The sequence below is a fragment of the Microbacterium sp. NPDC057944 genome (genome assembly GCF_042887445.1).
Taxonomy (GTDB): Bacteria; Actinomycetota; Actinomycetes; order Actinomycetales; family Microbacteriaceae; genus Microbacterium; species Microbacterium natoriense.
This window is the reverse complement of record NZ_JBHVPJ010000002.1, coordinates 452,443-476,463: the sequence shown is the minus strand read 5'-3', so window position 1 is coordinate 476,463 and position 24,021 is coordinate 452,443. Positions and strand designations below refer to the sequence as shown.

General features: G+C 69.8%; 25 protein-coding genes. 1 reads left to right on the top strand and 24 read right to left on the bottom strand.

The features are described 5' to 3' along the window. Positions 1 to 125 precede the first annotated feature (125 nt). The 11 genes from lgt to rpe are packed head-to-tail and all read right to left on the bottom strand — an operon-like array spanning position 126 to position 7,747. Positions 126 to 1,151: a prolipoprotein diacylglyceryl transferase gene (gene lgt / locus ACFVRO_RS11680; RefSeq protein WP_386952433.1), complete on the bottom strand. Its 1,026-nt coding sequence runs from the start codon at positions 1,149 to 1,151 to the stop codon at positions 126 to 128. Between the two features lie 10 nt (positions 1,152 to 1,161). Next, complete coding sequence (gene trpA / locus ACFVRO_RS11675) at positions 1,162 to 1,965, bottom strand: tryptophan synthase subunit alpha (RefSeq protein WP_105676288.1); 804 nt, start codon at positions 1,963 to 1,965, stop codon at positions 1,162 to 1,164. Then, positions 1,962 to 3,170: a tryptophan synthase subunit beta gene (gene trpB / locus ACFVRO_RS11670; protein ID WP_386952430.1), complete on the bottom strand. Its 1,209-nt coding sequence runs from the start codon at positions 3,168 to 3,170 to the stop codon at positions 1,962 to 1,964. Before trpB ends, trpA begins: the two co-directional genes overlap by 4 nt. After that, positions 3,170 to 3,943, bottom strand: coding sequence for an indole-3-glycerol phosphate synthase TrpC (trpC, locus tag ACFVRO_RS11665; RefSeq protein ID WP_386952428.1), 774 nt, complete (start codon positions 3,941 to 3,943; stop codon positions 3,170 to 3,172). Before trpC ends, trpB begins: the two co-directional genes overlap by 1 nt. Beyond that, positions 3,943 to 4,173, bottom strand: a complete 231-nt coding sequence (locus ACFVRO_RS11660; RefSeq protein ID WP_105676292.1) for an HGxxPAAW family protein — start codon at positions 4,171 to 4,173, stop codon at positions 3,943 to 3,945. The genes trpC and ACFVRO_RS11660 overlap by 1 nt, the downstream gene beginning before the upstream one ends. A gap of 48 nt (positions 4,174 to 4,221) precedes the next feature. Next, positions 4,222 to 4,812: a Trp biosynthesis-associated membrane protein gene (locus tag ACFVRO_RS11655; protein WP_386952425.1), complete on the bottom strand. Its 591-nt coding sequence runs from the start codon at positions 4,810 to 4,812 to the stop codon at positions 4,222 to 4,224. Beyond that, entirely contained in the window at positions 4,812 to 5,168 is a 357-nt protein-coding gene (hisI, locus tag ACFVRO_RS11650; protein ID WP_386952423.1) for a phosphoribosyl-AMP cyclohydrolase, read from the bottom strand. The genes ACFVRO_RS11655 and hisI overlap by 1 nt, the downstream gene beginning before the upstream one ends. Further along, a complete protein-coding gene (hisF, locus tag ACFVRO_RS11645) occupies positions 5,165 to 5,926 on the bottom strand; it encodes an imidazole glycerol phosphate synthase subunit HisF (protein WP_386952420.1) in 762 nt (253 codons plus the stop codon). The genes hisI and hisF overlap by 4 nt, the downstream gene beginning before the upstream one ends. Further along, entirely contained in the window at positions 5,926 to 6,765 is an 840-nt protein-coding gene (hisG, locus tag ACFVRO_RS11640; protein ID WP_105676297.1) for an ATP phosphoribosyltransferase, read from the bottom strand. Before hisG ends, hisF begins: the two co-directional genes overlap by 1 nt. Before the next feature lie 38 nt (positions 6,766 to 6,803). Then, positions 6,804 to 7,067 carry a phosphoribosyl-ATP diphosphatase gene (locus tag ACFVRO_RS11635; RefSeq protein ID WP_105676298.1) on the bottom strand — a complete coding sequence of 88 codons (264 nt, stop codon included), beginning with the start codon at positions 7,065 to 7,067 and terminating at the stop codon, positions 6,804 to 6,806. Further along, entirely contained in the window at positions 7,064 to 7,747 is a 684-nt protein-coding gene (rpe, locus tag ACFVRO_RS11630; protein ID WP_105676299.1) for a ribulose-phosphate 3-epimerase, read from the bottom strand. Before rpe ends, ACFVRO_RS11635 begins: the two co-directional genes overlap by 4 nt. 100 nt (positions 7,748 to 7,847) lie before the next feature. On the opposite strand from rpe, the gene ACFVRO_RS11625 reads away from it, so the two are divergent. Continuing rightward, complete coding sequence (locus tag ACFVRO_RS11625; protein WP_386952417.1) at positions 7,848 to 8,612, top strand: hypothetical protein; 765 nt, start codon at positions 7,848 to 7,850, stop codon at positions 8,610 to 8,612. On the opposite strand, the gene ACFVRO_RS11620 is transcribed toward ACFVRO_RS11625, so the two are convergent. The 13 genes from ACFVRO_RS11620 to pyrR form a co-directional block, all read right to left on the bottom strand. Further along, positions 8,593 to 9,942: an RsmB/NOP family class I SAM-dependent RNA methyltransferase gene (locus tag ACFVRO_RS11620; protein ID WP_386952414.1), complete on the bottom strand. Its 1,350-nt coding sequence runs from the start codon at positions 9,940 to 9,942 to the stop codon at positions 8,593 to 8,595. The two genes, ACFVRO_RS11625 and ACFVRO_RS11620, sit on opposite strands and share 20 nt — an antisense overlap. 89 nt (positions 9,943 to 10,031) lie before the next feature. Beyond that, complete coding sequence (gene fmt / locus ACFVRO_RS11615) at positions 10,032 to 10,946, bottom strand: methionyl-tRNA formyltransferase (protein WP_386952411.1); 915 nt, start codon at positions 10,944 to 10,946, stop codon at positions 10,032 to 10,034. Between the two features lie 19 nt (positions 10,947 to 10,965). Continuing rightward, entirely contained in the window at positions 10,966 to 12,924 is a 1,959-nt protein-coding gene (locus ACFVRO_RS11610) for a primosomal protein N' (protein WP_386952409.1), read from the bottom strand. Positions 12,925 to 12,940: 16 nt separating this feature from the next. Continuing rightward, entirely contained in the window at positions 12,941 to 14,134 is a 1,194-nt protein-coding gene (gene metK / locus ACFVRO_RS11605; RefSeq protein ID WP_386952406.1) for a methionine adenosyltransferase, read from the bottom strand. A gap of 88 nt (positions 14,135 to 14,222) precedes the next feature. After that, positions 14,223 to 14,480 carry a DNA-directed RNA polymerase subunit omega gene (gene rpoZ / locus ACFVRO_RS11600; protein WP_045258544.1) on the bottom strand — a complete coding sequence of 86 codons (258 nt, stop codon included), beginning with the start codon at positions 14,478 to 14,480 and terminating at the stop codon, positions 14,223 to 14,225. A 65-nt stretch (positions 14,481 to 14,545) separates the two neighbouring features. Continuing rightward, positions 14,546 to 15,454, bottom strand: a complete 909-nt coding sequence (gmk, locus tag ACFVRO_RS11595) for a guanylate kinase (protein WP_341942138.1) — start codon at positions 15,452 to 15,454, stop codon at positions 14,546 to 14,548. Continuing rightward, positions 15,447 to 16,292: an orotidine-5'-phosphate decarboxylase gene (gene pyrF / locus ACFVRO_RS11590; protein ID WP_386952403.1), complete on the bottom strand. Its 846-nt coding sequence runs from the start codon at positions 16,290 to 16,292 to the stop codon at positions 15,447 to 15,449. The genes gmk and pyrF overlap by 8 nt, the downstream gene beginning before the upstream one ends. Beyond that, positions 16,289 to 19,576, bottom strand: coding sequence for a carbamoyl-phosphate synthase large subunit (gene carB, locus ACFVRO_RS11585; RefSeq protein ID WP_386952400.1), 3,288 nt, complete (start codon positions 19,574 to 19,576; stop codon positions 16,289 to 16,291). Before carB ends, pyrF begins: the two co-directional genes overlap by 4 nt. After that, the gene (carA, locus tag ACFVRO_RS11580; protein WP_386952397.1) at positions 19,576 to 20,718 is read right to left on the bottom strand and encodes a glutamine-hydrolyzing carbamoyl-phosphate synthase small subunit; all 1,143 of its coding nucleotides are present in this window, start codon (positions 20,716 to 20,718) and stop codon (positions 19,576 to 19,578) included. The genes carB and carA overlap by 1 nt, the downstream gene beginning before the upstream one ends. Continuing rightward, positions 20,715 to 21,224, bottom strand: a complete 510-nt coding sequence (locus tag ACFVRO_RS11575; RefSeq protein ID WP_386952394.1) for a hypothetical protein — start codon at positions 21,222 to 21,224, stop codon at positions 20,715 to 20,717. Before ACFVRO_RS11575 ends, carA begins: the two co-directional genes overlap by 4 nt. Beyond that, positions 21,221 to 22,525, bottom strand: coding sequence for a dihydroorotase (locus ACFVRO_RS11570; protein WP_386952392.1), 1,305 nt, complete (start codon positions 22,523 to 22,525; stop codon positions 21,221 to 21,223). The genes ACFVRO_RS11575 and ACFVRO_RS11570 overlap by 4 nt, the downstream gene beginning before the upstream one ends. After that, positions 22,522 to 23,487: an aspartate carbamoyltransferase catalytic subunit gene (locus ACFVRO_RS11565; RefSeq protein WP_386952389.1), complete on the bottom strand. Its 966-nt coding sequence runs from the start codon at positions 23,485 to 23,487 to the stop codon at positions 22,522 to 22,524. Before ACFVRO_RS11565 ends, ACFVRO_RS11570 begins: the two co-directional genes overlap by 4 nt. Next, a complete protein-coding gene (gene pyrR, locus ACFVRO_RS11560; RefSeq protein WP_105676318.1) occupies positions 23,484 to 24,014 on the bottom strand; it encodes a bifunctional pyr operon transcriptional regulator/uracil phosphoribosyltransferase PyrR in 531 nt (176 codons plus the stop codon). Before pyrR ends, ACFVRO_RS11565 begins: the two co-directional genes overlap by 4 nt. Positions 24,015 to 24,021: the final 7 nt, after the last annotated feature.

Sequence of the window (24,021 nt, the reverse complement as noted above, 5' to 3'; positions counted from 1 at the left end):
CGGGGGGTAAGCGCCGGAAGCGCCGTACGGAGGCTGAAAATACACCTGTACCGTCCTCAGATCTTCGAGTGACCCGGGGACGTCATTGGCCGGGCGAATGCAGTGTGGTCCTCACGGACCGGCGGCTATCGAGAGCCTTCCGCGTCCGTGGGAGCGGTGCTTGTGGCCCTGGCTCCTGCGGGGACTTCTTCGACCGGAGGCTCACTCAGGTCTACGAAATCGGAGGGATTGTCCTGCGAGTCTACAACAGCGTCGAGATCCTTCCGACCTCGACCAGGCTGGTAGGGCGAGGGCTCCAGGCCGAGGTGACGACGCTGGACGACGAGGATGGCGAGACCGACGACGATGCCGATGATGGCGGCCCACACGTTGCTGCGCAGGCCGAGGATGATCTCGCTCGGGTCGATGCGGATCGACTCCCAGACCACGCGGCCGGTGCTGTACCAGATCAGGTAGATCGCGAACAGGCGGCCCCACTGGAGGGACGTGGCCTTGCGGCTCAGCCAGAGCAGAACGATGACGCCGAGGCCGTTCCAGATGACCTCGTACAGGAACGTCGGGTGGAACAGGGTGCCCTCGGCGAGGCCGGGAGGGAATGCCGAGTTCGTGGACTCGATCTCGAGTCCCCAGGGGAGGTCGGTGGGCAGACCGAACAGCTCGTGGTTGAACCAGTTGCCGAAGCGTCCCATCGCCTGCGCGAGCAGGAGTCCGGGCGCGAGCGCGTCGGCGAAGGTCCAGAAGCGGATGCCGGTCCACCGGCAGCCGAGGTATGCGCCCACCGCGCCGCCGATGAGGGCGCCGAAGATCGCGATGCCGCCCTCCCAGATCGCCCACACCGAGCCGGGCTCGAAGGGGTTCCAGGTGTTCTTGCCCTCGCCGAAGTAGAAGTTCGGGTGCGTGAGCACGTGGAAGATGCGCGCGCCGATGATCGCGAGCGGCACGGCGAGGATCGAGATGTCGATCACGACCCACGGCTCCGCGCCGCGCCGGGTGAGGCGGTGGTTCGTCAGGAACACCGCGGCGATGATGCCGGCGATGATGCAGAGCGCGTAGAAGTGGATCCGGATGGGTCCGAGGTCGAAGTAGGCGACCGGAGGACTCGGGATGCTGGCGAGCACGCCGGTGACGGTGCTGTGGAGCGCGAGGGACATGAGTGCGATTCTAGTTCTCGTGTACGGGGCGTGCCGACGACGTGCCGACGGCCAGGTTTCGGGTGACTTCGGCGAGGGCGGGGAGGCCGCCGTCGCGCAGGGCTCGGACGAGTGCGGTGCCGACGATCGCGCCGTCCGCGTACTCCGAGACGCCGGCGATCTGCTCGGCGGTGGAGATGCCGATGCCGACGCAGGTGCGGGTCGCGCCGTGGGCGCGCAGGCGTCCGACCAGGGTGCGGGCCGCGCGGTCGAGTTCGGCGCGCTCCCCCGTGATGCCCATGGTGGAGACGGTGTAGATGAAGCCGGTGGACGCCGAGACGATGAGGTCGAGGCGTGCGTCCGTCGACGTCGGCGCGGCAAGGAACACGCGGTCCAGGCCGGTGCGCTCGCTGGCCGCGATCCACTCCCCTGCCACATCCGGCGTGATGTCCGGGGTGATGAGCCCGGCGCCGCCGGCGGCGAGGAGGTCGTCCGCATAGCGGTCGACCCCGTACTGGAACACGGGGTTCCAGTACGTCATGACGAGGACGGGCACGTCCGTGGCCGCCGTGATCGCGCGGACCGCCGTGAACAGATCCTTCATGGTGAAGCCGTTGGCGAGTGCCGCCGTGGTCGCCTCCTGGATCACGGCGCCGTCCATCACCGGGTCGCTGTACGGCGGGCCCAGTTCGATGATGTCGACGCCGTTCTCGGCGAGGGTGATGGCCGCCTGGATGCTGGTCTCGAGGTCGGGGAAGCCGACCGGGAGGTAGCCGACGAACACGCTGCGACCGGCGGCCTCGGCCTTCTGGATCGCCTCTTCGACGCGGCTCATCCGACTGCTCCCTCGTCGTACAGGTGGAAGTACTTGGCCGCTGTGTCCATGTCCTTGTCTCCGCGCCCGGAGAGGCACACCGCGAGGATCGCCTCGGGCCCGAGCTCGCGGCCGAGCCGCAGCGCGCCGGCGAGGGCGTGCGCCGACTCGATGGCGGGGATGATGCCCTCCGTACGGCTGAGAAGGCGCAGCGCCTGCATCGCCTCGTCGTCGGTGGCCGGGATGTACTCGGCGCGCCCGATGTCGGCGAGCCAGGAGTGCTCCGGTCCGACTCCGGGATAGTCGAGACCAGCGGAGATCGAGTGCGACTCGATCGTCTGCCCGTCCTCGTCCTGCAGGACGTAGGTCTTCGAGCCGTGCAGGATGCCGGGGCGTCCGCGCTCGATGGAGGCGGCGTGCCTGTCGGTGTCGACGCCGTCGCCGGCCGCCTCGACCCCGTAGAGCTTGACGTCCTCGTCGTCGAGGAACGCGTCGAACATGCCGATCGCGTTCGAGCCGCCGCCGACGCATGCGATGACGGCATCCGGGAGCCTGCCCGCCTCGTCGAGGAGCTGCTGGCGCGCCTCTTCGCCGATGATCTTCTGGAAGTCGCGCACCATCGCCGGGAACGGATGCGGGCCCGCCGCCGTGCCGAAGATGTAGTTGGTCGTCTCGACCGAGGCGACCCAGTCGCGGTAGGCGTCGTTGATCGCGTCCTTGAGCGTGCGGGATCCCGAGGTGACCGCGACGACCTCTGCACCGAGGAGACGCATACGGGCGACGTTCAGGGCCTGGCGCTCCGTGTCGACCTCGCCCATGTAGATCGTGCAGTCCAGACCGAACAGCGCCGCAGCGGTGGCCGTGGCGACACCGTGCTGTCCTGCGCCGGTCTCGGCGATCACGCGGGTCTTGCCCAGCCGCTTGGTCAGCAGGGCCTGCCCGAGGACGTTGTTGATCTTGTGCGACCCGGTGTGGTTGAGGTCCTCGCGCTTGAGGAAGATCCGCGCGCCGCCGGCGTGCTCGGCGAAACGCTCCACCTCGGTGAGTGGAGACGGACGGCCCGCGTAGGAGCTCAGGAGACCGGCGAGCTCGGCGCGGAACGCCGGGTCGGCGATCGCGTCGGCGTAGGCCTCGGTGAGCTCGTCGATCGCGGCGATCAGCGACTCGGGCATGTAGCGCCCGCCGTAGTCGCCGAAGAGCGGTCCGTGCTGGTTACGGAGACTCATCACACCTCCAGGAAGGTCTTGAGCGTGGCGACCGGATCGCCCGTGACGAGCGCCTCTCCGATCAGGACGACGTCTGCACCGGCCGAACGGTAGTGCGTGACGTCTGCGGGGGTGAGCACCGCGGACTCGGCGATCTTGACCGCGGAGTCCGGGATGCGATCGACCAGGCGACCGAAGAGGTCGCGGTCGAGCTCGAGCGTCTTCAGATCGCGTGCATTGACCCCGATGAGCGGCGAGCCGAGATCGATCGCCGCCTCGACCTCGTCGGCCGAATGGGTCTCGACGAGCGGGGTCATGCCCAGTTCGGTGATGAAGCCGAACAGGTCGCGCAGCACCGCGGGCTCGAGGCCCGCGACGATGAGCAGGACGAGATCGGCACCGGCGGCGCGCGCCTCGAGCACCTGGTAGCGCGTCGCGATGAAGTCCTTGCGCAGCACGGGCAGGGACACCCGGGCCGTCACGGCCTCAAGGTCGGCCAGACTGCCGCCGAAGCGGCGCTCCTCGGTGAGGACGCTGATCGCGGATGCGCCGCCCGTCTCGTACAGCGACGCCTGATGAGCGGGATCGGGGATCTCCGCGAGGGCGCCGCGCGACGGGCTCGCGCGCTTGACCTCGGCGATGATCTTGACGCGCTCGGCGGGAGCGAGGAAGGCCAGTGCGTCCTTGGCAGTCGGGCGTGCGAGAGCAGCGCGCTCGACCTCGGCGAGAGGCCTCGTGAGGGCACGACGCTCTGCGTCTGCGACTGCGCCGGCCGTCAGGTCGGCGAGGACCACTAGTGGCCCTTCGGCTGGTACTTGGGGCCCTTCACGCCGTAGCCGGCCTTGGCCATGATCCAGCCCACGAGGGCGCCGATCGGGATGATCACGACGGAGGCCCACACGAGCGCCGGCTGCTCGAAGCAGAACGCGACGGTGGCCAGCGTGAAGCCCAGGAGCATGATGATCACGGCCGTCCAGGCCGCAGGCGAGTGTCCGTGGCCGGGGTCAGCGATCGGGTTGGTCATGTTCTCCTCCGGGGGACGACGTGCAGGATCGGTTTCAGTCTATCGGTGTCAACGAGTGGGATCGGTTCCGCGCGACAGCTCGTCCCAGGAATCGACGGCGTCGACCGGACCGGCCGTCGGCGTCGAGGGGGCGGCATCGGTCGCATAGCGGCGTCCGCCCTTCTTCCAGGCCCGTCCTGTGAGCAGGACCACCACGGATGCCGCGAGCAGGACGACCCATCCGACCAGCGCGATCACCGGCCACGCGGTGGGCACGATGGCCTTCACCACGTCGGACAGGGCGTCACCGCCGGCGAGTCCCGTCGTCTCGGTCACGGTCGAGCGGACGGCGCTCACCGGAGCGGTCAGCAGGAGCTGGAGCGTGGTCCATCCGAGCAGCGGCGCGGTCGCTCCGGCCAGAACCCCGAACACGAGGCGCAGCGCGCGCCCGGTGATCGACAGGGCCGCGCCAAGCGCGAGCACGGCGAGGCTCAGGGGCGCGAGAAGCGGGACCGCGGATGCGCCGGGGACGAGGATGTCCGCCCCGGCATCCGCCCGCTGCACCGTCAGCCAGGTCTGCGTCGACGAGATGATGCCGATCGCCCCGCCGAGGAGGAACCCGGAGACGGAGAGCGAGCGCCCTCTGCGCACAAGGTCCATCAGGAGTCCGTCCCGACGACCGCGTCCAGGTCGGTCGTGTCGAAGCAGGTGCGGGTCCCGGTGTGGCACGCGGGGCCGGTCTGCTCGACGAGGAGCAGGATCGCGTCGCCGTCGCAGTCGAGGCGCGCCTCCCGCACGACCTGGATGTGGCCGGAGGTGTCGCCCTTGCGCCAGTACTCCTGACGCGAGCGCGACCAGTAGACGGCGCGGCCTGATGTGAGCGTGCGACGCAGCGCCTCGGCATCCACCCAGGCGAGCATGAGGACCTCACGCGTGTCCCACTGTTGCACGATGACGGGGGCGAGGCCGTCGGCGCTGAACGCGACCTGCGCGATGCGCTCCTCGATGTCGCTCATCGGACGAGAACCCCTTCCGCGCGCAGCGCGTCCTTGACGTCGCCGACCGTGAGCGCTCCGGTGTGGAACACGCTCGCGGCGAGAACGGCATCCGCACCCGCCTTGATCGCGGGAGCGAAGTGCGATGCGGCTCCCGCTCCGCCCGAGGCGATCACCGGCACCGATGCGGTCTCGCGCATGAGGCGGACGAGTTCGAGATCGAACCCGTCTCTGGTGCCGTCGGCGTCGATCGAGTTCACGAGCAGCTCCCCCGCTCCCCGCTCCGCGGCCTCACGGGCCCACTCCAGCGCATCCAGCGTGGTCTGCTGGCGGCCGCCGTGGGTCGTCACGACGAATCCGGACGGCGTCGTATCGGCGCGCTTGACGTCGAGGGACAGCACGAGCACCTGCGCCCCGAAGCGGTCGGCGATCTCGCCGATGAGCGAGGGGCGGGCGATCGCCGCCGAGTTCACGCCGACCTTGTCGGCGCCGACGGCCAGGAGCCGCGCCACATCATCGACGCTGCGGACTCCCCCGCCGACGGTGAGAGGGACGAACACCTGCTCCGCGGTGCGCTGCACCACGTCGTACGTCGTGGCCCTGGCGTCGACGGTCGCGGTGACGTCGAGGAAGGTGATCTCGTCAGCACCCTGCGCCGCATAGTGCCGCGCGAGCTCCACCGGATCGCCCATGTCACGGAGATTCTCGAAGTTGACGCCCTTGACGACGCGGCCATCGGCCACGTCGAGGCACGGGATGACGCGACTGGCGAGCGTCATCAGAGCCTCGCGGCGTGGATGGCGGTGACGAGGATCGCGCGTGCCCCGAGCGCGTAGAGGTCGTCCATCACCTGATTGACGCCACGACTAGGCACCATCACGCGCACGGCGACCCAGGAGGGGTCACGCAGCGGCGAGATGGTCGGGGACTCGCGGCCGGAGGCGATGGCCACGGCCTGGTCGACGAGGTCTGCGGGGAGGTCGTAGTCGAGCAGCACGAACCGCCGCGCGACCATGACGCCGCGCAGACGGCGCAGCAGCGTGTCGGTGCCCTCGGCCTCGCCGGGGCGGCTGATCAGGACAGCCTCGGACTCGAGGATGACCGGACCGAAGATCTCGAGGCCGGCCTGGCGCAGCGTCGTGCCGGTGGAGACGACGTCGGCGACGGCATCCGCCACACCGAGCCGCACAGCCGACTCGACCGCGCCGTCGAGCTGGACGAGCTCGGCGTCGACACCGCGCTCACGGAGGAACGCGCCGACAAGACCCGGGTATGCGGAGGCGACGCGCACGCCGTTGAGGTCCTCCACGGAGGTGAAGCGACCGGGAGGGCCCGCGAAGCGGAACGTCGACCCGCCGAAGCCGAGCTGCTCGATCTCACGAGCAGACCGCTGCACGTCGAGCAACAGGTCGCGGCCGGTGATGCCCACGTCGAGGGCGCCGGAGGAGACGTAGGTCGCGATGTCACGGGGACGGAGGAAGAAGAACTCGACGTCGTTCTCGGCGTCGATGACGTGCAGGGTCTTCGGGTCGCGACGACCGGCATAGCCGGCCTCCGCGAGCATCTCGGCGGCGGTCTCGGAGAGAGAGCCCTTGTTGGGAACAGCAATGCGCAGCATGATCGGCTTTCAGATCGGATCGGAAGTGTCGGAGCGCATCACAGATGTCGGTAGACGTCCGCGAGGGAGAGTCCCTTCGCGATCATCATCACCTGGAGGTGGTACAGCAACTGCGAGATCTCCTCGGCAGCGGCCTCGTCGGATTCGTACTCGGACGCCATCCACACCTCGGCGGCCTCCTCCACGATCTTCTTGCCGATCGTGTGGACCCCGCCGTCGAGCTCGGCGACCGTACCCGATCCCTCGGGGCGAGTCTCCGCCTTCAGGCTGAGCTCCGCGAACAGTTCGTCGAAAGTCTTCACGATTCCAGGCTAGCGGCTCTGGCGAGCTCTCTCAGCCGGGTGACGGCCGCTTCGACGTCATCGGCGCCGTAGACCGCCGAACCGGCGACGAACGTGTCCGCGCCGGCGGCCGCGGCGATCTCGATCGTGCTGTCGGCGATGCCGCCGTCGACCTGGAGCCAGACGGAGGATCCACGGCGCTTCGCCTCATCGGCGAGCCCGCGCAGCTTGGGCATGGTCTCGCCCATGAACCCCTGTCCCCCGAATCCAGGCTCGACCGTCATCACGAGGATCTGGTCGAACTCGTCGAGGATGTCGTAGAGCCCGTCAGCGGGGGTCCCTGGCTTGACCGCCACCCCCGCGCGTGCGCCGATGCTGCGGAGCCTCCGGGCGAGTGCGACCGGATCCGACGCCGCCTCGAGGTGGAAGGTGACGCTGGCCGCCCCCAGCTCGGCGTACCCCGGCGCCCAGCGGTCGGGATCCGTGATCATCAGGTGGACGTCGAGCGGGATCGGGCTCGTCGCCTGGATGCGCTCGACCATCTGCGGCCCGAACGTGAGGTTGGGCACGAAGTGGTTGTCCATGACGTCGACGTGCGCGAAGTCGGCTGACGCGATCTTCGCGAGATCGCGCTGCATGTTCACGAAGTCCGCGGCGAGGATGCTGGGGTTGATGCGGGGGGCAGCGGGAAGGTCGGCCATGCGCCCATTATCCCTGGTGTCAGCACACACCTAGACGAGGCGGATACCGTCGTCGCCGATCCGGCCGTGTGGCCGCGCAGGAGCAAGAGCAGGAGACACGATGAACGAACGGACGGTCGACATGCGCCCCCGCCGAGTCCCGGAGATCACCATCGGCTTCTGGATCGCGAAAGCCGCATCCACCGCACTCGGCGAGGCGGCATCTGACTTCTCCATCAGGGCGATGCCCCCTGTACTCGCTGTGCTTCTCGGATTCGTGCTGTTCGTCGCCGCGCTCCTGTGGCAGCTGAGCAGAGGGCGATACGTGCCGGCGGTCTACTGGACCACAGTGGCGATGGTGGGAGTGTTCGGGACGATGGCCGCCGACGCGGTGCACGTCGTCCTCGGGCTTCCCTATGTCCTGACCACCATCGTGTACGCCGTCGCCCTCACCCTCGTGTTCCTCCTGTGGTGGCGCGTCGAAGGCACCCTCTCTGTCCACGAGGTGACGACACGGCGCCGCGAGCTCTTCTACTGGTCCGCCGTCGTCGCGACCTTCGCGCTCGGCACCGCAGCAGGAGACCTTGCAGCGATCGGCCTGCAGCTCGGGTATCTGCCGTCGATACTGCTCTTCGGGATCCTGATCCTGATCCCGGCACTCGGGTTCCGTCTGCTCCGGTGGAGTCCGGTCTTCTCGTTCTGGGCCGCGTACGTGCTCACCCGGCCGCTCGGAGCCTCGGTGGCCGACTGGCTCGGCAAGCCCAACGCTGAAGGAGGGATGGGAATGGGGTCAGGGTGGGTCGCGATCGGAACTGCCCTCGTGATGATCCTCACCGTGGCGATCACGTCTCGAAGCAGAACCGCGCTCAGGACCGCTTCCGGATGAGCGCGAGGAACATCGCGTCGGTTCCGTGACGGTGGGGCCAGAGCTGCACGCGCCCTGACCCGTCGTCGCCGAGATCGATGGGTGAGTCCGACACACCGGCGACGATCGCGCGGGCGTCGATCTCCTCGACATCCGTACGCGTGCGCAGCACGTCCTGCACGACACCCGTCGTCTCGGCGAGGTGCGGTGAGCAGGTGACGTACGCGACGATCCCACCGGGGGCGAGCGCGTCGATCGCTCCGGAGAGCAACTCGGTCTGCAGGGGCACGAGCTCGGCCACGTCGGCGGGCGACTTTCGCCATCGCGCCTCCGGTCGGCGCCGCAGCGCCCCGAGACCGGTGCAGGGCGCGTCCACGAGGATGCGGTCGAATCGGCCGGGGTGCGCGGCCGTGAAGGCACGACCGTCCTCCTCGTGCACGATCACCTCGCCGGGGACGGGCTTGAGGGCATTGCGGACGAGACCTGCGCGCGCCGGGACCACTTCGTTGGCCTCGAGAACGGCGCCGTGCTCATGGGCGATCGCCGCCAGAAGCGCCGTCTTGCCACCGGGGCCCGCGCAGAGGTCGAGCCAGCGCTCGCCGTCTCTGATCGGGGCGGCGTCGGCGAGGGCGAGGGCGACCAGCTGCGAGCCCTCGTCCTGCACACGAACGGTGCCACCGGATGCCGAGACGATGCGGTGCGGGTCTCCACCCGGCGATCCGAACGCCGTCGGAGCGTAGGGACGCCGCGGCTCCCCCGTGGGAGCGAGCCCCGGCAGAGCGACCAGAGTGACCTCGGGCGACACGTTGTCGGCCTCGAGAAGGGTCTCGAGCTCCTCAGCGCGCCCCTCCGCCGCGAGTGCGCGACGCAAGGCTCGGATGATCCAGACCGGGTGCGCGCTGCGCAGTGCGAGTCGCTCGTCGTCGGAGCGGGCATCGGCCTCGATGCGGTCCTGCCACTCCCCCGGCGTCTCCCGGGAGATGCGGCGCAGCACCGCGTTGGCGAAGCTCGCCGCTCCGCGCCCCTGCACGGAGGCGACCAGGTTGACCGACTCGTTCACCGCAGCGTGCGAGGCGACCCTCGTCGCGAGCAGCTGATGCGTCGCGAGCCGCAGCGCGTCGAGGACGGCCGGATCGATGTCGGACGCCGGTCGATCAGCGGCAGCCGCGATGATGGCGTCGTAGGTGCCGCGGCGGCGGAGCGTTCCGTAGGTGAGCTCGGTTGCGAGTGCGGCGTCCTGCGGGTTCAGCTGCGCGTCGGCGATCACGGACGGCAGCATCAGGTTGGCGTACGCATCGGCATCCGACACGGCGCGCAGCACGTCGTAGGCGACGCGTCGAGCGGGCTGCACGGTCCGCACTGGTCCACGCGCTGACTGCGATCTGTTCTGCGGAGAAGGGCGTCGCGGGGACGACCATCCGTCACGCTGGCGCTCGCCGCTCACAGCCCTGCTCGCAGACCCTCGGAGCGCTGGCCGCGCCACCAGTCGACGGCGTTCATGGCGCCCTTGCCCGCCGGTTGCACACGGGTGACCGCGAGAGGCGCCGAGCCTGTGCCGATGAGCAGGGTGCTCTTGGTCGAGACGATCTCCCCCGGCTCCAGCGGGTTCTCCGCGGTCGGCGCCGCGTCGAGGATCTTCACCCTGACGCCCTCCACGGTCGTGTGGGCCCCCGGTTCGGGAGTCACGCCGCGGAACCGGGAGAACACCTTCTCCAGTGGCTGGGTCCAGTCGAGAAGGCCGTCCTCCAGGGAGAGCTTGGGAGCGAGGGATTCCTGCCCGGTCTGCGGAACCGCCCGAGCGGTGCCGTCGGCGATGCCCGCCACGACGTCTGCAGTGAGCGCCGCACCGTCGATCGCCAGTGCGTCGAGCGCGGCATCCGCCGTCGCATCAGCGGGGACGTCCACCGTGCGCATCGCGAAGACGTCGCCCGCGTCGAGGGCGGGAACCAGCTGGAACACGCTCGCCCCGAGCTCGGCGTCTCCGGCGATCAGCGCCCGCTGCACCGGCGCGGCGCCGCGCCAGGCGGGCAGGAGGGAGAAGTGCAGGTTGATCCATCCGTGCACCGGCGCGGACAGCAACGGCTCGCGGACGAGGCCTCCGTACGCCACGATCACACCGAGCTCCGCACCGAGGGCGGTGATGGCTGTGGTGGCGTCGTCGTCGAGGCGCGCCGTCTTGATGATCGGGAGATCGAGCTCGTCGGCGGCCTGGGCCACCGGCGACGGCGTCAGGACGCGCTTGCGTCCGAGCGGCGCATCGGGCCGGGTGACGACCGCGGCGATGTCGTGATCCGCCGCGAGGCGGCGCAGGGTGGGTACGGCAGCCGACGGCGTGCCGGCGAAGACGAGGCGCATGAAAGGTTCTCCGGAAGGGTTAGAGCTCTGGATCGAGGATATCGAGGCGGACCGAGAGTGTGCTGCGGTTCGTGCGCCCCTTGCGGCGACGGGTGCTGACGGCTTCGGCGACCACCGACGCCCGCAGGGTCGCCGCGACACGGCTGCCAGCGCCGTAGTCGAACCGCACGAGAGCACGCACCCGCTGCGGGACGTCGTCGGACTCGATGGGCACGGGTCCCAGCACGGCATCCCGGGGCAGAGCGAGTTCGGCCAGCGATTCGAGCGCCCGTCCGACCGCCGCCTGGGTGCCCTCGACCAGCGCGACTCTGGCAGACGGCGGCATGTGCAGGGGGGCGCGCTCGGCGAGTTCGGCGCGCGCATAGCCAGCCTGATTCCAGGTCGCGAGAGCGCGGGCGACCCCACCGTCGACGCCTACGAGATGCACGGGCGCCCCTGGCGCGGCGAGGGCCGCGGCATTGGACCACCAGCGAAGGCAGGCCTCTCCGATGCGGAGATCGGGGGCCTGCAGCATACGCGGACCGTCCAGCAGCACGACGGCGCGGTAGCCGCCGTCTGCGAGGGGCTCCGCTCCCCTGGTGGCGACGACCAGCGCGGGCTTGTCGGCCACGCGCTCGACCGGGTGCGCGCTGTCGGCGACGATCACGCGGATGCCGGGGAACGCACGGCCGAGCTCGTCGGCGGTCCGTTCGCTGCCTGAGGAGGCGAGACGCAGCTGCGTCGACGAGCAGGAGGGGCAGGCCCACGCCCGCGCTCCCCGGCCGCACCAGCCGCACACCGGCACCGCTCCCCGGTGCGCCGCTCCGAGGGGTCCGCCGCAGTGGGCGCATCGCGCAGGGGCCCGGCACTCGGCGCACACGAGCGAGGGGGCGAATCCTGGTCGGGACACCTGCACGAGGACAGGCCCCTCGGATGCCGCGGTACGCGCCGAGAGGAAGGCCGACGACGGCATCCGCTGCGGCGACTGCTGCTCCATCTCCTGCGGGGTGGCGAGGATCACGCGCGGCATCACGCGGCGGGCGGCCCTCACGTCCTGCAGCCACCCGTGCGCGACGAGTCGCTCGACGTCGGTCGTCCGGGTGTGGCCGGCGAAGATCAGCGCGGATCCCTCTTCACCCTGGCGGAGGAGAGCCACATCGCGAGCGTTCGCATAGGGGGCGAGCGGCTCGCCGAGCAGCGGGTCGCCGTCATCCCAGATGGCGACGAGACCGGCCCTCGTCGGCGCGTAGACCGCGGAGCGGTTGCCGACGACGATGCACGGCGCGTCCTCGAGAGAGCGGAGGAACGAGCGGTACCGGTCGGGGTTCGTCTGCCGTGAGTCGTAGCGCGCGACCGCCTCCGCCGGCACGAGCCGCTCGAGAGCAGCGAGAAGCCGATCGAGGTCCCGGTGGTCGGGGACCACGAGAATGCTCGAACGGCCGGACGCCAGCATCCTCGTCGCCGCCGAAGCCAGCAGCAGAGCCCACCCCGGCGTGTCCGCCTGCAGCTGGGGAATGGCCTCGACGGCTGCGCGACCGCCGTCATCGAGCACGTCGGCGAGGCCGTCGTAGGCGGAGACCACGTCGTCGGCGCTGGCCTGCGCGTCGGCGGAGGGGATGACGGCGGGCGCATCCGCCGTCCAGGCCTTCTCGACGCGGACCTGACGCTTCGGGATCACGAGCCGGAGGACATCGGATGCCGAGCCCGCCGCACGGTCGGCGACCCGGCGGGCGAGGCTGTGCAGACGCTCGGGGAGGACGGCGACCGTCGACACGATGCTGTCCACCTCGGACAGGGGGCGATCCGCATCGTCCTCCGTGTCGATCTCGACGACGTACCCGTCGATCACGCGTCCTGCGGTGCGCAGCGGCACCCGGACGCGCACCCCGAGCGGCACGTCGCCGAGCGCGTCGGGCAGCGAGTAGTCGAAGAGCCGATCGAGCTGCGGCAGCGGCGAGTCCAGGAGCACGCGCGCGATGCGTCGGCTCTGCGTCGTCATCAGAGGCGACTCGCCGTCAGAGCCCGGCGGCGCGACGAAGCTCTTCGGCGCGGTCGGTGCGCTCCCACGTGAAATCGGGCAGCTCCCGGCCGAAATGCCCGTAGGCGGCGGTCTGCGCGTAGATCGGACGCAGGAGGTCGAGCTCCTCGATGATCGCCTGCGGGCGCAGATCGAAGACCTTCGTGATCGCGGCGATGATGGCGTCGTCCGACACCGCACCGGTGCCGAAGGTCTCGACGTACAGGCCGACGGGGCTCGCGACGCCGATCGCGTAGGCGACCTGCACTTCGAGCCGCTCCGCGAGACCCGCCGCCACGGCGTTCTTCGCGACCCAGCGGGTCGCGTACGCGCCGGAGCGGTCGACCTTGGACGGGTCCTTGCCGCTGAAGGCGCCGCCGCCGTGCCTCGCGGCGCCGCCGTAGGTGTCGATGATGATCTTGCGCCCGGTCAGACCGGCGTCGCCCTTCGGTCCTCCGGTCACGAACGGACCGGCGGGGTTGATGTAGAAGGTGACGTCGTCGAGATCGAGACCCGTCGTCGCCAGCACAGGATCGATGACGTGCTCACGGACCTGCGCCTTGAGGTCGTCCTGGGAGATGTCGGGATTGTGCTGCGTGGACAGCACGACGGCGTCGACGGTCTTCGGCGTGAAGCCGTCGTAGCCCAGCGTGACCTGGGTCTTGCCGTCGGGGCGCAGGAAGGGCAGCAGCCCGGATCGGCGGACCTCGGTCAGGCGCTCCGCGAGGCGGTGCGCCGTCCACGCGGCCATCGGCATGAGCTGCGGGGTCTCGTTCGTCGCGAAGCCGAACATGATGCCCTGGTCCCCTGCGCCGAGACCGTCCAGCGGGTCGGTCGACGTGCCGTCGCGGTGCTCCTGTGCGTTGTCGACGCCGCTCGCGATGTCGCCCGACTGCTCGCCCACCGAGACGCTCACGCCGCACGAGGAGCCGTCGAAGCCCGTGTCGCTCGAGGTGTAGCCGATGCCGTTCACGACATCGCGGACGATCGTGGGGATGTCGACGTACGCCTCGGTGCGGATCTCGCCGGCGACGTGGACGAGGCCGGTCGTGACCAGCGTCTCCACGGCCACGCGGGAGCCCGGGTCCTTGGCGAGGAGCGCGTCGAGGATGCTGTCGGAGATCTGGTCGCAGATCTTGTCCGGGTGCCCTTCGGTGACGGACTCGGACGTGAACAGACGCAGCGCGCTCATCAGGACTCCAGAACGGGATCGAAGGATGTGAGGGTGTGAACCCATTCTGAACCGCGCCGCCGACAATGCGGCGGCGCGGCTCCGAATATCACTCTGCGTGACGCAGGCGGAGCTTGTCCTCGTTGATCTCGTGCAGCGCGATGGTCAGCGGCTTGTCCTCGACGGACGAGTCGACGAGCGGCCCCACGTTGTCGAAGAGGTTGCCCTCGTGCAGGTCGGAGTAGTAGTCGTTGATCTGACGCGCGCGCTTCGCCGCGTAGATGACGAGCTCGTACTTGGAGTCGACACGGTCGAGCAGGTTGTCGATGGGGGGATCGATGATGCCCTTGTTGTGGTGTCCGGCCATGATGGGACCTCCTGATAAGGCGACGGGTTCGTCGCGAAGACGGTGCAATGGGCGCGCGAAAGCACTCAGCGCGCAGAGCCTGAGGACAATTCTACGACCTCCGCGGCCGCGGTGGCGACGTCCTCGTTCACGATGAGGTGATCGAACTCGTTCTGGGCGGCGAGTTCCACCTTCGCAGTGCGCAGGCGGCGGGCCCTCTCCTCGGCGTTCTCGGTGCCGCGGCCGACGAGGCGGTGGACGAGTTCGTCCCAGGTCGGCGGCAGCAGGAAGATCAGCGTCGCGGCCGGCTCGGCCTTGCGCACCTGGCGCGCTCCCTGCAGATCGATCTCGAGGAGGACGGTCCGGCCATCGGCCAGCGCGGCGTCGATCGGTGCCCGCGGGGTGCCGTAGCGGGACCGGTTGTGCACGACCGCGTACTCGAGGAGCTCGCCCTCGGCGATGAGACGGTCGAACTCCGCATCGTCGACGAAGTAGTAGTGCACTCCGTCGATCTCGCCGGGGCGCGGGGCGCGGGTCGTCGCGGACACCGACAGGTGGATCTCGGGGTTGTTCTCACGGATGTGCGCCGCGACCGTGCCCTTGCCGACCGCGGTGGGTCCGGCCAGCACGAGCAGACGGCTGCGTCCCCCTCGCGGCTCCAGCACGGGGAAGCGCCCGTCGAGCCACTCGGCCAGCACGACGCGCTGTCGCACGCCGAGACCCCCCAGGCGCTTGACAGGTGAGATCTGCAGCTCGTCCAGGATGCGGTCGCGCTTGCCCGCGCCGATCGCGGGCAGCGCCAGGAGGAAGTCGGTGATCCGCATGGATCCCTCGACCGAGTCGGCGTCGGCGATCGCACGCTCCAGGACCTTCTGCGGCGTGATCACGCGCATGGTGAGGTCGCGCTTGAGCGATGCGCGCGCGCGACGGCGCTCGACGGCCCGGCGCGCTGCGGCTGCCCGATCGACCTCGGGTACGGAACGGTTCTCAGCCACGTGTCGACTCCGAGTACTCTGCGACGCGAGCGTCGATGGCGGCGGACAGGCCGTCGGGGCCCGCCGAGAGGATGCTGCGGCTCTCGCTCGCGATGACGGCGTCGCTCATCGGTCCGAACCGGGCGACGAGATCGGCAGGCGTCGCCCCCTGTGCGCCGAAGCCGGGTGCGAGGAGGGGTGCGACCGGGGAGAACGCGGAGATCCCGGCATCCGCCCAGTCGACGGTGGCGCCGACGACGAATCCGACGTCGCCCCACTCCCCTGCCTGCACGGTCTCCCGGTTGCGGGCCGACACGTCGGCGATGATGTCGGCGGATACGGTTCTGCCTGTCGCCGACACCGATCGCTGCAGCAGCTCGGCCTCCGTGTTGCTCGTGGAAGCGAGGACGAAGATCCCCTTGCCGCCCGCCGCCGCGAGGTCGAACGCTCCGCCCAGGGCCCCGACTCCGAGGAACGGGTTCACGGTGAGCGCATCTGCTTCCAGCGGGGAGCCCGGAGTGAGCCAGGCGGCCGCATAGGCATCCATCGTCGTGCCGATGTCGCCGCGCTTGGCGTCCGCGATCACGATCAGGTCCGCCGCTCTCGCCGCGGCGAGCACGTCTTCCAGAGCGGCGATCCCCCGCGAGGCGAAGCGCTCGAAGAACGACACCTGCGGCTTCACGATGCCCACACGATCGGCTGCGGCATCCACCGTCCGCAGACCGAACTCTCGCACGCCGTCCGCATCCTGGGGCAGACCCCACGCGTCCAGCAGTGCCGCATGCGGATCGATGCCGACGCAGAGCGGGCCCCGTGCGGTCAGCGCCGCACGGACCCGCTCGCCGAAGCGTACGCTCACACCGTCGCCTTCCGGTCGACGGCGTACTCCTGCAGGCTGCGGACCTCGAACCCCTCGTGTGCGGCGTCCATTCCGCTCACGGCCGCGCCCAGCACCGCCATGGTCGTGAAGAGCGCCTTGTCCGCGGCGACGGCCGCCGCGCGGATCTCGTAGCCGTCGGCGCGCGCCGCCCCACCGGAGGGCGTGTTCACGACGATGTCGATCTCGCCCTCGTTGATGAGGTCGACGATGTTCCGCGCTCCGGACTCCTGGGTCTCGCTGTACTTCTCCACCACGGTCACCGCGATGCCGTTGCGGGACAGGATCTCTGCGGTGCCCTCGGTCGCAACGATCGTGAACCCGAGCTGCTGCAGACGGTGCGCCGGAAGGATCACCGCGCGCTTGTCGGAGTCGGCCACCGAGATGAACACCGTGCCCGAGGTCGGCATACCGCCGTATGCGGCCGCCTGGCTCTTCGCGAACGCCGTCGGGAAGTCGCGGTCGATGCCCATGACCTCGCCGGTCGAGCGCATCTCCGGGCCGAGGATCGAGTCGACGGTCTTGCCGTCGGCCGTGCGGAACCGCTTGAACGGCAGAACGGCCTCCTTGACGGCGACCGGGGAGCCGAGCGGCACGCGCGATCCGTCCTGCGCGGGGAGCATCCCCTCGCCCTTCAGCTCGGCGATCGTGGAGCCCGCCATGATGCGGCTGGCGGCCTTCGCGAGCGGGATCCCGAGCGCCTTCGAGACGAACGGCACCGTGCGGCTCGCGCGCGGGTTCGCCTCGATCACGTAGAGCACGCCGGCGCTGATCGCGAACTGCACGTTGAGCAGACCACGCACCCCCACGCCCTCGGCGATGGCCAGCGTCGCCTCACGGACACGGTCGACGTCGGCGCGGCCGAGCGACACGGGGGGCAGGGTGCAGCTGGAGTCGCCGGAGTGGATGCCGGCCTCCTCCAGGTGCTCCATCACGCCGCCGATGTACAGCTCGACGCCGTCGTACAGCGCGTCGACGTCCAGTTCGATCGCGTCGTCGAGGAAGCGGTCGACCAGGAGCGGCTTGCCCTCCTCGATCACGACCTCCCCCGCGGTGCGGACGAAGTAGTCGCGCAGCGCATCGGTGCCGTAGACGATCTCCATGCCGCGTCCGCCGAGCACGAAGCTCGGGCGCACGAGCACGGGGTAGCCGATCTCCTCGGCCACGGCCACGGCTCCGTCCGCGTCGATCGCGGTGCCGTGGCGCGGCGCCAGGAGGCCCGCCTTGTCGAGGAGCTGCGAGAACAGCTCGCGCTCCTCGGCGATGTCGATCGCGGCGGGGCTGGTCCCGAGCACGGTGTACCCGGCCGCCTCGATGCCCTTGGCGAGGCCGAGGGGCGTCTGGCCGCCGAGCTGGCAGACGACACCGAGGATCGTGCCGCTCGCAGCCTCGGCGTCGAGCACCTCGAGGACGTCCTCGAGCGTCAGCGGCTCGAAGTAGAGGCGGTCGGAGGTGTCGTAGTCGGTGGACACGGTCTCCGGGTTGCAGTTGACCATGACGGTCTCGAACCCGGCATCCGACAGGGCGAAGGACGCGTGGACGCAGGAGTAGTCGAACTCGACGCCCTGACCGATGCGGTTCGGACCGGACCCGATGATGACGACCTTGGTCCGCTCGGACGGCGCCACCTCCGACTCGAAGTCGTAGCTCGAGTAGTGGTACGGCGTGAGCGCGGGGAACTCGCCCGCGCAGGTGTCGACCGTCTTGTACACGGGGCGGATGCCCAGTCCGTGGCGCACGCCGCGGACCTCGGCCTCCGTCGTGCCGCGGAGCTGCGCCAGCTGGGCGTCGGAGAAGCCGTGCTCCTTCGCGTAGCGGAGGGTGGCGGCATCCAGCTCCTCCGCGGTGCGGACGAGTTCGGCGACCTCGTTGATCAGGACGATCTGGTCGAGGAACCACGGATCAATGGCCGTCGCCTCGAAGGCCTGCTCGACGGTCGCTCCCTTGCGCAGCGCCTGCTGCAGCGTGACGATGCGACCGTCCGTCGGGATCTTCGAGATCTCCAGGAGCTCGTCGACCGTGCGGTCCTCCGCGCCCCAGTGGAAGCTCGATCCGCGCTTCTCGAGCGAGCGCAGCGCCTTCTGCAGAGCCGTCGCGTAGTTGCGGCCGATGGCCATCGCCTCGCCGACCGACTTCATGGTCGTGGTGAGCGTGGCGTCGGCCGCGGGGAACTTCTCGAAGGCGAAGCGCGGGACCTTCACCACGACGTAGTCGAGCGTGGGCTCGAAGCTCGCCGGGGTGACCCCGGTGATGTCGTTCGGGATCTCGTCGAGGCGGTATCCCAGCGCGAGCTTGGCCGCGAGCTTCGCGATGGGGAAGCCCGTCGCCTTCGAGGCGAGCGCACTCGAGCGGGAGACGCGCGGGTTCATCTCGATGACGATGATGCGTCCGTTGGAGGGGTCGACGGCGAACTGGATGTTGCAGCCGCCCGTGTCGACGCCCACGGCGCGGATGATGTCGATGCCGATGTCGCGGAGCTTCTGGTACTCGCGGTCGGTGAGCGTGAGGGCGGGGGCCACCGTGATGGAGTCGCCCGTGTGCACGCCGACCGGGTCGACGTTCTCGATGGAGCAGACCACGACGGTGTTGTCGGCCGTGTCGCGCATGAGCTCGAGCTCGTACTCCTTCCAGCCGAGGATGGACTCCTCCAGGAGCACCTCGGTGGTCGGCGAGTCCCGCAGACCCGCGCCGCCGATGCGACGGAGGTCCTCCTCGTCGTATGCGAAGCCGGAGCCGAGGCCGCCCATCGTGAACGAAGGACGGACCACCAGCGGGTACCCGAGCTCGGCGGCGCCCGCGAGCAGGTCGTCCATCGTGTGCGCGATGACGCTGCGTGCGACGTCGGCACCGGCGTCGAGGACGAGCTGCTTGAAGATCTGGCGATCCTCGCCCTTCTTGATGGCATCGACCTTGGCGCCGATCAGCTCGACGTCGTACTTGGCGAGGATGCCGCGGGCGTCCAGCTCCATCGCGGCGTTGAGGGCGGTCTGTCCGCCGAGCGTCGGGAGGATGGCGTCGGGCCGCTCCTTCGCGATGATCGTCTCGATGACCTCGGGGGTGATCGGCTCGATGTACGTCGCGTCCGCGAAGTCGGGATCGGTCATGATCGTCGCCGGGTTCGAGTTGACGAGGATGACGCGGACGCCCTCCTCGCGGAGCACGCGGCACGCCTGGGTGCCGGAGTAGTCGAACTCGCAGGCCTGACCGATGACGATCGGGCCGGATCCGATGACGAGGACGGAGGTGATGTCGTCGCGCTTGGGCATTACTTGGCGTCCTTGTTCTCGCGGACCATCGCCGCGAATCGGTCGAAGAGGTAGTTGGCGTCGTGCGGTCCGGCCGCGGCTTCCGGGTGGTACTGCACGGAGAACGCGGGGATGTCGAGGGCACGCAGGCCCTCCACGACGTTGTCGTTGAGGCCGATGTGGCTGACCTCGACCTTGCCGTAGCCGTTCGGGCTGTCGAACGCGCCGTCCAGGGGCGCCTCGACGGCGAAGCCGTGGTTGTGAGCGGTGATCTCGACGCGCCCCGTGGACTTGTCGCGGACGGGCTGGTTGATGCCGCGGTGCCCGAACGGGAGCTTGTACGTGCCCAGACCGAGGGCGCGCCCCAGCAGCTGGTTGCCGAAGCAGATGCCGAAGAACGGCAGTCCGTCGTCGAGCACGCTGCGGAGCAGCCCGACGTGCGCGTCGGAGGCGGCAGGGTCACCGGGTCCGTTCGAGTAGAAGACCGCGACGGGGTCGACCGCGCGGATGTCGTCGATCGTCGAGTTCTGCGGCAGCACGTGCACCTCGAAGCCGCGGGCCGCGAGGTTGTCGATCGTGGCCTGCTTGACGCCGAGGTCGAGCACGGCGAGATTGCCGATGCGCTGTCCCATCGCCGAGGTCACCGTGGCGACGTCGACCGACACCTGAGCGGACAGGTTCTGCCCAGCCATCTGCGGTACCTCGCGGACGATGCGCACCTGCTCCTCCGCGTCGAGGCCGGCGGCCTCTCCGGAGAAGATGCCGCCGCGCATGGAGCCGGCCGACCGGATGTGACGGGTGATGGAACGGGTGTCGATGCCGCTGATGCCGACCACGCCGTCCTCGACGAGCGTCTCGTCGAGCGAGGCGTTCGCACGCCAGTTCGACACGACGCGCGAGGGGTCGCGCACGATGTACCCGGCCACCCAGATGCGTCGGGACTCGGGGTCCTCGTCGTTCATGCCGGTGTTGCCGATGTGCGGTGCCGTCTGCAGCACGATCTGGCCCGCATAGGACGGGTCGGTGAGCGTCTCCTGGTATCCGGACATGCCGGTCGCGAACACGACCTCTCCGAGCGTCGTGCCGATGGCTCCGTACGCGCGGCCGGTGTGGCGGGTGCCGTCTTCGAGGACGAGGACGGCGGGTTCTGGCAGGGAGGTCATGATGTGGCTCCTGAATCGGGGGCGGCGGGGACGAGCCGCTGCAGTTCGGTGATGAAGGTGGTAGGGTCGCCGTCGGCGACGCGCAGATAGGAGTCGACGATCGTGTCGTCGTCGGCGTTCCAGGCGACTCGGACCAGACCGCCCGGCTCGACGACGCGGTCGATCGTGACCGTCGCGCGGTCGACCGAGACGAGTCGGGATGCCGCGACGAACACCGTCGGAGCCCCGTCGAGGCAGAGTGCGAGTCCGCGGTCGGTGACGGCGGCCTCTCCTCGGGCGCGGTACGCCAGCGGGGAGATGGTCAGCCGTTCGAGAGGCTGATCGTGCTTCGTGGTCGAGACGTAGAGCACCTCGCGGCGATGGGTGACCTCTGCGTGCTCGGGGACCCCGAGCGGAGCGGAGAGCCCCGAGTCCCGACGAAGACGTCGACGCCAGGCGAAGGTCATCGCGCCCAGCACCAGCAGCGCCAGGACGATCGTGACGGCGATCGCCACCTCGCGGGTCACGCGCCGAGCTCCGCGACCACTGCGCCGTCGGCGACCGTCACGACGCCGCCGTGCACGGTGAACTTCACGCGCCCCGGCAGGTCGCGGCCCAGGTAGGGCGAGTTCACGCTGCGGCCGTGCAGGTCGGATTCCGTGAACACCCCGGCGATCGAGGCGTCGTAGAGCGCGAGCTGCGCGGGCTGCCCGACCTCCAGCGGCGTGCCGTGGCCCGACAGACGACCGATCCTCGCCGGCGCGGCGCTCATGACCCTGGCGACATCCGCCCAGCCGACGAGGCCGGTCTGCACCATCGACTGGTGCACGACCCGCAGTGCGCTCTCCAGACCCACCATGCCGTTGGCCGCGGCCTGCCACTCGCACGCCTTGTGCTCGCTGGGATGCGGGGCGTGGTCTGTGGCGACGATGTCGATCGTGCCGTCGGCGAGGCCCTCGCGCACGGCCAGCACGTCCTCCTGACGACGCAGCGGCGGGTTGACCTTGTATCGCGCGTCGTAGCCGCGCACCAGTTCGTCCGTGAGGAGCAGGTGATGCGGGGTGACCTCGGCGGTGACGTTGATGCCCCGCTTCTTCGCCCAGCGGATGATGTCCACTGACCCGGCGGTCGAGAGATGGCAGACGTGCAGCCGGGAGCCGACGTGCTCGGCGAGCAGCACGTCGCGCGCGATGATCGACTCCTCGGCGACCGCGGGCCAGCCGGCGAGTCCGAGCTCGGCGGAGACCGTGCCCTCGTTCATCTGCGCGCCCTCGGTGAGGCGAGGATCCTGTGCGTGCTGGGCGATGACGCCGTCGAACGACTTCACGTACTCCAGCGCCCTGCGCATGATCAGCGGATCGAAGACGCAGAAGCCGTCGTCGCTGAAGACGCGCACCTGCGCCCTGGACGTCGCCATGGCGCCGAGTTCGGCGAGGCGTTCGCCCTTCTGGCCGACGGTGACCGCGCCGATCGGCTGCACGGTCGCGAAGCCGGCGGCCTCGCCGAGAGCGAGCTCCTGCTCGACCACGCCGGCGGTGTCGGCGACGGGCGAGGTGTTCGGCATGGCGAAGACCGCCGTGAATCCGCCGGCCGCCGCAGCGCGGGTACCGGTGAGGATCGTCTCGGAGGCCTCGTAGCCGGGTTCGCGGAGGTGGGTGTGCAGATCGACGAGACCTGGCAGGGCCACCAGCCCTGCGGCGTCGATCACGCGAGCACCCGCGCGGGTGAGGCCGGAGCCGATCTCGGAGATCACCCCGTTCTCCACGATGATGTCGGCGCTCTCGGCACCGAGAAGCTGCGCGCCGGTGATGACGAGGGTCTCGCTCACAGGTCTCCCCCTCGTTCGTCGTCTCGTTCTCCTGCCAGCAGCAGGTACAGCACAGCCATCCGGATGGACACTCCGTTCGTCACCTGCTCCAGCACGGTGGAACGTGCGGAGTCGGCGGCTTCAGAGGAGATCTCCAACCCGCGGTTCATGGGCCCGGGGTGCATCACAATGCTACCGTCCGGGAGACCGGCCACGCGCAGTGCGTCGAGGCCCCAGCGCCTGGAATACTCCCGCTCAGTAGGGAAATACGCGGCGTTCATGCGTTCCAGCTGGATGCGCAGCATCATCACGGCGTCCGGCCCATCGGCCAGCACCTGATCGAGGTCGTAGACGACCTTCGCCGGCCAGAGGGAGACGTTCTGCGGAACGAGGGTCGGCGGCGAGACCAGAGTGACCTCCGCGCCCAGGGTGCTGAGCAGCCAGACGTTGGAGCGAGCGACGCGCGAGTGCAGCACGTCGCCGACGATGACCACGCGGATGCCGCTGAGATCGCGCCCGCGGCTGTCGGCGCCGAACCGGCGCTTGCGGATCGTGTACGCGTCCAGGAGAGCCTGCGTGGGGTGCTCGTGCGTGCCGTCGCCGGCGTTCACGACCCCGGCGGAGATCCACCCGCTGGTGGCGAGCGTCTGCGGCGCGCCCGACGAGGGATGCCGCACGACGACGGCATCCGCTCCGATGGCCTCGAGGGTCTGCGCGGTGTCCTTCAGGCTCTCGCCCTTGGACACGCTCGACCCTTTCGCGGCGAAGTTGATGACGTCGGCGGAGAGGCGCTTGGCTGCGGCCTCGAACGAGATGCGGGTGCGCGTGGAGTCCTCGAAGAAGAGGTTCACGACGGTCTTGCCACGCAGGGTCGGCAGCTTCTTGACCTCGCGCGACTGGGTGTCGGCCATGTCCTCGGCGACGTCGAGGACGCGCAGGGCGGTCACCCTGTCGAGGTTCTTGGTGTCGAGCAGGTGCCTCATGCCTCGATCGTCACCTCCTCGGCGCCGTCGTTCTCGATCAGACGCACGTTGACGCGCTCCTGGCGGGAGGACGGGATGTTCTTGCCGATGAAGTCGGGGCGGATGGGCAGCTCACGGTGCCCGCGATCGATGAGGATCGCGAGACGGACGATCGACGGCCGGCCTATCGACTGCAGGGCGTCGAGGGCCGCACGGATGCTGCGTCCGGAGAAGAGCACGTCGTCCACGAGCACCACGGTCTTGCCGTCGATGCCGCCGGCCGGGATCTCGGTGGGATGCGGAGACCGCGTCGGATGCTTCGAGAGGTCGTCGCGGAACAGCGTGACGTCGAGCGCACCGGAGGGCACCGGCGTCTGGGCGATCTCGCTGATCACCAGCGCCAGGCGACGGGCGAGGGTGACCCCGCGAGTCGGGATGCCCAGGAGGACGAGGTCCTCGGCGCCTCGATTGGACTCGAGGATCTCGTGGGCGATGCGGGTCAGAGCCCGCGAGATGTCGGCGTGGTGCAGCACAGTGCGTGCACTCATCAGCCAC

Excerpts from the sequence above, each read along its gene's own strand:
- lgt (WP_386952433.1), bottom strand. The coding sequence starts at position 1,151 with ATGTCCCTCGCGCTCCACAGCACCGTCACCGGCGTGCTCGCCAGCATC.
- trpA (WP_105676288.1), bottom strand. The coding sequence starts at position 1,965 with ATGAGCCGCGTCGAAGAGGCGATCCAGAAGGCCGAGGCCGCCGGTCGC.
- trpB (WP_386952430.1), bottom strand. The coding sequence starts at position 3,170 with ATGAGTCTCCGTAACCAGCACGGACCGCTCTTCGGCGACTACGGCGGG.
- ACFVRO_RS11660 (WP_105676292.1), bottom strand. The coding sequence starts at position 4,173 with ATGACCAACCCGATCGCTGACCCCGGCCACGGACACTCGCCTGCGGCC.
- ACFVRO_RS11655 (WP_386952425.1), bottom strand. The coding sequence starts at position 4,812 with ATGGACCTTGTGCGCAGAGGGCGCTCGCTCTCCGTCTCCGGGTTCCTC.
- hisI (WP_386952423.1), bottom strand. The coding sequence starts at position 5,168 with ATGAGCGACATCGAGGAGCGCATCGCGCAGGTCGCGTTCAGCGCCGAC.
- hisF (WP_386952420.1), bottom strand. The coding sequence starts at position 5,926 with ATGACGCTCGCCAGTCGCGTCATCCCGTGCCTCGACGTGGCCGATGGC.
- hisG (WP_105676297.1), bottom strand. The coding sequence starts at position 6,765 with ATGCTGCGCATTGCTGTTCCCAACAAGGGCTCTCTCTCCGAGACCGCC.
- rpe (WP_105676299.1), bottom strand. The coding sequence starts at position 7,747 with ATGGCCGACCTTCCCGCTGCCCCCCGCATCAACCCCAGCATCCTCGCC.
- ACFVRO_RS11625 (WP_386952417.1), top strand. The coding sequence starts at position 7,848 with ATGAACGAACGGACGGTCGACATGCGCCCCCGCCGAGTCCCGGAGATC.
- fmt (WP_386952411.1), bottom strand. The coding sequence starts at position 10,946 with ATGCGCCTCGTCTTCGCCGGCACGCCGTCGGCTGCCGTACCCACCCTG.
- ACFVRO_RS11610 (WP_386952409.1), bottom strand. The coding sequence starts at position 12,924 with ATGACGACGCAGAGCCGACGCATCGCGCGCGTGCTCCTGGACTCGCCG.
- metK (WP_386952406.1), bottom strand. The coding sequence starts at position 14,134 with ATGAGCGCGCTGCGTCTGTTCACGTCCGAGTCCGTCACCGAAGGGCAC.
- rpoZ (WP_045258544.1), bottom strand. The coding sequence starts at position 14,480 with ATGGCCGGACACCACAACAAGGGCATCATCGATCCCCCCATCGACAAC.
- carB (WP_386952400.1), bottom strand. The coding sequence starts at position 19,576 with ATGCCCAAGCGCGACGACATCACCTCCGTCCTCGTCATCGGATCCGGC.
- carA (WP_386952397.1), bottom strand. The coding sequence starts at position 20,718 with ATGACCTCCCTGCCAGAACCCGCCGTCCTCGTCCTCGAAGACGGCACC.
- ACFVRO_RS11565 (WP_386952389.1), bottom strand. The coding sequence starts at position 23,487 with ATGAGGCACCTGCTCGACACCAAGAACCTCGACAGGGTGACCGCCCTG.
- pyrR (WP_105676318.1), bottom strand. The coding sequence starts at position 24,014 with ATGAGTGCACGCACTGTGCTGCACCACGCCGACATCTCGCGGGCTCTG.